Raw genomic sequence first — 6510 nt, 5'->3', positions numbered from 1 at the left:
TTGAGTTAAAATAGAATCAGTATATTAAGTTTTTAAAAACAGATGGATTATCAGGCGGGATTTTTCCTTTTCTCGCTGCCAAACCATTCTTTAGAATAAAAGTATCTCTCGGCCGTGCTCAGATATTTCTTGATTGGGTCACTGGTTTGGTCCATGTTCACATAAGTGATGTTTTTACGCCATTGATAACTGTCCTCGTCTGGTCCGGTCACATAATCCGGCATCAAGATTTTAACCTTCTGACCGTCAAACCTCTCCTTTTCCTCGAAGTGTTCGCCTGCCATACTTCAGACTCCTCTCTATAGTTGAGATATTTTTTTGCTACGATCAAAAACTGCCCGATATTTAGCTTTTCCCTAGGAAAGGGGTTTTGATGGGTAAGCCCAACTATTATGTAGCAGTGTCTACTGTAAAGCAATATTTTTTTTGTGATTTGAGATAGATAGCACGATTTATTGAAAATAGCGCGGCTACCTTCCAAACCTACAGCCTGACTGAAGGATGAGGACTCCTGGACATATACGCTAAACGATTCAAAGCGTTTACCATGGCCTTTGCTGAAGCTACCAATATGTCCTCGTGAGCCCCCTTTCCCACCGCTACGTTACCGTCTTCTTCCAACCTGATTGAGGCCTCTCCTAATGCATCAGTACCACCTGTGATACTGCTAATGGCAAACCGTAGTAATTTTGGCCTCCGACCTGTCAATCTTATGATAGCGTTATAGGTCGCGTCAACAGGACCGTTACCAAGCTCGGCCCCATGACATTCGTCCCCATCAACAATCATACGGACAGTCGCGGTCGGAACAACGTCAGAACCACCCATAATTGTGACTGACAGCAATTTGTAGGTCTCGGCTGTTCGAAGCACCTCCTCAGCCACTATCGCTTCGAGATCTTCGTCAAAGACCGTTTTCTTACGATCAGCCAAGTCCTTGAATCTTTTGAACGTTAGATTTATCTCCTCTTCCGTCAGATAATACCCAAGGGCCTGCATTCTCTCCCGGAAGGCATGCCGGCCTGAATGCTTTCCCAATACTAGTGAGGACTTGGATATGCCGACGGATTCGGGGTCAATAATTTCATATGTCGAGCGTTCTTTAATTACCCCATCTTGATGTATTCCCGATTCATGCGCAAAAGCGTTTGCGCCAACAATAGCCTTGTTCGGTTGTACTGGAATTCCAGTGATCGTGGTCACCAGACGGCTTGTATGGAAAATTTGCTCCGTGATGATATTCGTCCTTAGCCCGAAATGATCTCGCCTTGTTTGCAAAGCCATCACTATTTCTTCCAGAGAAGCGTTGCCAGCTCTTTCACCGATTCCATTGATCGTGCATTCAACCTGTCTAACTCCAGCTTCAACCGCAGCCAAAGAGTTTGCTACAGCCAGTCCTAGGTCATCGTGGCAATGAATCGACAAGATGATATTTTCTATTCCTTTCACATTGGATCGCAAGAATTTTACCAGTTCTGATATTTCCGAGGGATAAGAATAACCTACAGTGTCTGGAACGTTGATGGTTTTCGCGCCTTCCCTGATGGCTGTTTCTATTACCTGACATAAAAAATTCCTGTCGCTTCTCGTAGCGTCTTCACAAGAAAATTCAACCCAGTCACAAAGCGACGAGGCCAACTTGACAGCTTTAGCCGCCCGATCCAAAACTTCATTCCGGTCCATTTTGAGCTTGTGTTTGAGATGAATGTCGCTTGTAGCGATAAAGGTGTGAATCCCTGGTTTATTCGCCTTTTCTACTGCGGACCATGCGGCTTCTATATCTTCCGCGACGGAACGGGAAAGTCCTACCACACGAGAATTTTTTATTTCCGACGCTATACGGCGAACCGCTTCTTTGTCTCCCTCGGAACTTGCAGGAAATCCCGCTTCAATTATATCGACTCCCAGTCTTTCAAGTTGCCTGGCCAACTGCAACTTTTCATGTTGATTCATGGTTGCGCCGGGAGATTGTTCGCCATCCCTCAAGGTTGTGTCAAAAATCCAAACCTGATCTGTCATACGATTTTCCTCCGAAAACGCCTTGAAACCATTTTATATTCGGTTTAGGGCTTTTCAACATCTACCGGACCGCCCGCCAAATTGGTGACGTTGCTACTGACCGGCGCGGATTTAACATTTTTTCGTCTTTTGATATAAAAAACCGCTGTTGTTATAGGGCCTGATAAAACATACGCGGCGCAAAGCAAAAATGGCACCACAAAAGGGGCCACAGCAATCAGGGACATCAACAGGACAAATCCTACAGTGGAGCTGAATGGCTTCTCTTTGACAATTGTTAGGTCTTTAAAAGCGTGGAATTTGACTGAACTGACCATCAAGAAAGAGAGTGACACTGTCAGGAGCAAGAGCAATATCGCATAGTGGTCTTGTTGGATTTCGAGGTGTTCAAAGAAAATAACGGCAGTCGCCAACATTCCTGCCGCAGCAGGGATAGGGAGACCATTAAAACGTTTAGGGTCAATTATTGAGGTCTGAACGTTAAACCTTGCAAGCCTGAGCGCTCCACACGCCACGTACACAAAGGCTACTACCCAACCCAGCCTACCGTAAGGCTCTAAAGTCCAAGTATAAAACAAAATCGCAGGAGCCACTCCGAACGAAATTACATCGGCGAGCGAATCCAGTTCTACTCCGAATTTTGTGCTCGTCTTGGTAAGTCTGGCTACTTTTCCATCAATACCATCGAAAAAACCGGCAACCAGAATCAATACGCCAGACCACAGAAATTGTCCCTTGATAGCTAAAATCAAACCATAGAAACTGAAAAAGACACTTGTTAACGTTAAAAGGGAGGGGAGAATAAATATACCTCTTTTCATTTTATTGATTCGGTTATTTTTTCTCTGCCACGCGTTCAATGCGTCTTCAGGACTTTCATAAGATCTCTTGCGCCTGAGTATTGATCTGTTTTTGCGAAATTCTGGAGTTATCATGATGTTGCCTCCAATTTAGATGTTCCAGCACGCCGAAACGCCTACCAAACTGTTTTTATTCTATAACTTCTTGGAAAAATAGACAAAGCTTATCAAGGCAGGACTATACATTTAGTGATTGGTCGGAGACTTCAATTGAGCTATTACCGTGATGCCTGCCGTTACTTTCGACCCTATAGTCGTGCAGACGTGAAAGGTCTCGGGCAGATAAACATCCACTCTGGAACCAAATTTTATTAGTCCGAATCTCGCGCCTTTCGTTGCGGGATCACCTACCCGAACCCACCAAACTATTCTTCTGGCTATTTTGCCGGCTATCTGAACAATCTCAATTGGGCCGTAATCTGTTTTTACAACGATTGAGTTATTTTCATTCAAGATTGAGCTAGATGGGTCCCTTGCATCCAGAAACTGTCCGGGCCTGTGAGCCATTTTTTCGATCATCCCGGAAAACGGCCATCGGTTGACATGCACGTTAAAAACCGACATGAAGACGCTGATCTTAGTGAGTGAAGCTTGAACAAGGCAAGGTCCTGATGCGTTTTCAGTAATTTCCATCACAACGCCGTCGGCTGGAGAAAGAAGGCTGGCTTCATCCGAGCGGGATACCCGTTCAGGGTTTCTGAAAAAAAAACCGACAGCCACTGCGACGATCAGAAAAAGCAAGGAGAGCCCAGAAAAACCGAACCACCAGCCCATAAGTGACAAAAAAGCGGGTATCATTAAAATAATTAGTCCTTCACGGGCTATAGGTTCAAAATGTCCTGTTCTTGTATTCAATCCGAGCTGTCTCCAGTTCTGGGGTTTTTCCGTCCCCTGGGTATTGCTACCGTGCCGGTTCTTATAACCTCTAAAATTCCCAGAGTTGACATGAGTTCCAATATAGCTTCTATCTTTCCTTGAGAGCCTGTAACTTCGATAGTGAGATTGTCTTGAGCTACGTCGACAATACGCGCCCTGAAAATCTCTACAATCCGCAGGGCCTCAGCCCTCTTGACTGATGAAGCTTTTACTTTGATTAATACAAGCTCTCTGTCTACAAAATCCCCTCTAGTCAGATCCTGAACCTTGGAAACGTTTATCAGCTTTCTTAACTGCTTGATAATTTGTTCAAATATCGCCTCATTGCCGTGAGTGACGATCGTCATCCTGGAAAGCTCAGGGTTCATCGTTGGGGCCACACTCAAGGAATCTATGTTGAAACTCCTGCCGGAGAACATGCCGGATACCCGTGCCAGGACACCGGGTTTATTTTCGACCAGAGCTGAAATTACTTTTCTATTTTCCATTTAAACCAAAATCATTTCTTTGATCGGGGCCCCCGCTGGAACCATAGGATAAACCCCTTCTTCTCTGTCCACTACAAAATCTATGATTACCGGCCCCTTTATTTCCAGGCTTTTCCTGATGACATTTTCAACTTCAGAGGACTTGGAAGCTCTCAATCCAACCGCCCCATAGGCCTCAGCCAGTTTCACGAAATCAGGGGCCACCGTAATGTCGGTATGAGCGTATACTCGCTCGTAAAAACGTTCCTGCCACTGCCGAACCATACCTAAATAACCGTTATTCAGTATCGCTATTTTGACCGGGAGCCTGAATTGAACAACAGTAGCAAGTTCTTGAATATTCATCTGGATCGAGCCATCTCCTGCGATATCAATTACTATTTTGTCGGGAAAAGCCACTTGGGCTCCTATGGCTGCAGGAAAGCCATAACCCATTGTTCCCAGGCCACCTGAACTCAAGAAAGTTCTAGGTTTATCGAAGAGATAATACTGGGCTGTCCACATTTGGTTCTGGCCCACTTCAGTGGTGATGATCGCGTTGCCTTCAGTCAATTCATAGAGTTTTTCGATCACGAATTGCGGCTTGATGACCTCTGTTGTTCTATCAAAACGCAATCTCTGCTCGTTTCTCCAAACCGTCAATTTTGAATGCCATTCTTTAATCTTTTCGTCCGCCCTTGCTGATCGTCCCTTATTTTCGAGTTCTTCAACAAGTCTGGACAGACCATCTTTGGCGTCACATACAATCGGAACATCAACTACTATGTTTTTTTGAATTGATGTCGGATCAATATCAATATGAATTATTTTCGCGTGTCGAGCGAACTCTTCCACTCGCCCGGTAACTCTATCATCAAACCGCGCCCCTACGGCGAGCAAAAGGTCGGAGTTGTCTACCGCCATATTGGCCCGATAGGTTCCATGCATTCCCAGCATACCCAGGAAAAGAGGATGAGTAGCGGGGAAGCAGCCCAACCCCATCAATGTGGTAGTAACCGGGAAATTTAGCATTGTGGCTAACTTGAAGAGTTCCTGGCTAGCATCGGAGGTTATAACACCCCCGCCGGTATAGATTACTGGACGCTCCGCCTGGCGAATTAATTCAGCGGCCCTTTTTACAGATGGTAGATGGGCTTTGACATTAGGTTTGTAACTCGGCGTTTCAATTTTGTCAGGATATTCGAACTTGACCTTTCTTTGCATGACATCTTTGGGTAGATCAATCAGCACGGGGCCCGGTCTGCCGGTGGTCGCGATAAAAAAAGCTTCCTTGATCGTAACAGCGAGATTTTCCGTTTCTGAAACCAAATAATTGTGTTTGGTGCATGGCCTAGTTATGCCTACAATGTCAGCTTCCTGAAACGCGTCGTTGCCAATTAGAGGGGTTGGGACCTGGCCGGTGAAAACTATGACAGGAATTGAATCCATATAGGCTGTCGCTAAACCGGTCACCGTATTGGTACCGCCTGGTCCTGACGTTACCAGACATACTCCCGGTCGTCCCGTAGCCCGGGCATACCCATCGGCCGCGTGGACAGCCGCCTGTTCATGCCTAACAAGAATAAATTTGAAATCATCTTCAAATTCTCGAGCCAGCGTATCAAAAATATCGATAACACTGCCGCCCGGATACCCAAAAATGGTATCTACGCCCTCTGCTTTCAGAGAACGTAATAACACCTGCGCTCCGCTGATTTTCAATTTCTTACCATTTGATCAGGAAACGAGATTTCGATAGTTTGTGTAGATCTTTCCGGCTATCTGTACCTGACGAGAATTTTCTCTATCTGATCTCGGCCCCGAAGTTTCTTTTTTTGTAATGTCTTGCGTTCCAGTTCTTCGGAATGTGAAAGGTAGAGCCTTTTATTGAAACTTTGGAGTTGTTCCTCGTATTCAAGATGTTCTTGCCACAATTTTGATAGCGCAGGATCTTTCTCTTTCCAGGTATTGATTAGTTCCAGGTCGCTGCTTTCCATGACAAAACCTTTAAATGGAATGTTTTAGACATACTTTGATTCCTATACGCGTCGAACAAAATTTTGTCAATAAATAGCCTCCAATAAGGTTTTCTGTGTTTTCAAAAACTTCTCCTTTGTTGAGTCATACTGTCGGCAAAATTTTCATGTTTGAAAGTACTTGCGAAAAGCCGACGCGGGGCGTTATTGTAGTCGGCGAAACAATCCATTTATAGCTCTTCGTTATTAGCGAATTACGGCGATCCCTGGGTTGTGTGAGGGTCGCTCGTTCCTGACTTTATCTTTATTAAG

The 6510-nt window shown here is 45.1% G+C and carries 7 protein-coding genes; all 7 read right to left on the bottom strand.

All coding sequences use genetic code 11. From position 1 onward, the window contains the following. Positions 1–50 precede the first annotated feature (50 nt). The 7 genes from WC647_19880 to WC647_19850 all read right to left on the bottom strand — a co-directional run bounded on the left by WC647_19880 (position 51) and on the right by WC647_19850 (position 6219). Positions 51–284 carry a hypothetical protein gene (locus WC647_19880; protein ID MFA6224565.1) on the bottom strand — a complete coding sequence of 78 codons (234 nt, stop codon included), beginning with the start codon at positions 282–284 and terminating at the stop codon, positions 51–53. A gap of 199 nt (positions 285–483) precedes the next feature. Continuing rightward, the gene (locus tag WC647_19875; GenBank protein MFA6224564.1) at positions 484–2019 is read right to left on the bottom strand and encodes a 2-isopropylmalate synthase; all 1536 of its coding nucleotides are present in this window, start codon (positions 2017–2019) and stop codon (positions 484–486) included. Between the two features lie 44 nt (positions 2020–2063). Continuing rightward, positions 2064–2954 (bottom strand): CDP-diacylglycerol--serine O-phosphatidyltransferase, encoded by an 891-nt coding sequence (pssA, locus tag WC647_19870; GenBank protein ID MFA6224563.1) that lies wholly within the window; start codon positions 2952–2954, stop codon positions 2064–2066. A 111-nt stretch (positions 2955–3065) separates the two neighbouring features. Beyond that, positions 3066–3734 (bottom strand): phosphatidylserine decarboxylase family protein, encoded by a 669-nt coding sequence (locus WC647_19865; protein ID MFA6224562.1) that lies wholly within the window; start codon positions 3732–3734, stop codon positions 3066–3068. After that, the gene (gene ilvN / locus WC647_19860) at positions 3731–4243 is read right to left on the bottom strand and encodes an acetolactate synthase small subunit (GenBank protein MFA6224561.1); all 513 of its coding nucleotides are present in this window, start codon (positions 4241–4243) and stop codon (positions 3731–3733) included. Before ilvN ends, WC647_19865 begins: the two co-directional genes overlap by 4 nt. Then, on the bottom strand, positions 4244–5923 hold the full coding sequence (gene ilvB, locus WC647_19855; protein MFA6224560.1) for a biosynthetic-type acetolactate synthase large subunit: 1680 nt from the start codon (positions 5921–5923) through the stop codon (positions 4244–4246). A 77-nt stretch (positions 5924–6000) separates the two neighbouring features. Continuing rightward, the gene (locus WC647_19850; GenBank protein MFA6224559.1) at positions 6001–6219 is read right to left on the bottom strand and encodes a DUF465 domain-containing protein; all 219 of its coding nucleotides are present in this window, start codon (positions 6217–6219) and stop codon (positions 6001–6003) included. Positions 6220–6510 lie beyond the last annotated feature (291 nt).

Source organism: Desulfomonilaceae bacterium, from assembly GCA_041662605.1.
Taxonomy (GTDB): Bacteria; Desulfobacterota; Desulfomonilia; order Desulfomonilales; family Desulfomonilaceae; genus CAJBEZ01.
The sequence above is the reverse complement of the archived record's forward strand: the minus strand, read 5'-3'. Positions and strand labels throughout refer to the sequence as shown.

Excerpts from the sequence above, each read along its gene's own strand:
- WC647_19880 (MFA6224565.1), bottom strand. The coding sequence starts at position 284 with ATGGCAGGCGAACACTTCGAGGAAAAGGAGAGGTTTGACGGTCAGAAG.
- WC647_19875 (MFA6224564.1), bottom strand. The coding sequence starts at position 2,019 with ATGACAGATCAGGTTTGGATTTTTGACACAACCTTGAGGGATGGCGAA.
- pssA (MFA6224563.1), bottom strand. The coding sequence starts at position 2,954 with ATGATAACTCCAGAATTTCGCAAAAACAGATCAATACTCAGGCGCAAG.
- ilvN (MFA6224561.1), bottom strand. The coding sequence starts at position 4,243 with ATGGAAAATAGAAAAGTAATTTCAGCTCTGGTCGAAAATAAACCCGGT.
- WC647_19850 (MFA6224559.1), bottom strand. The coding sequence starts at position 6,219 with ATGGAAAGCAGCGACCTGGAACTAATCAATACCTGGAAAGAGAAAGAT.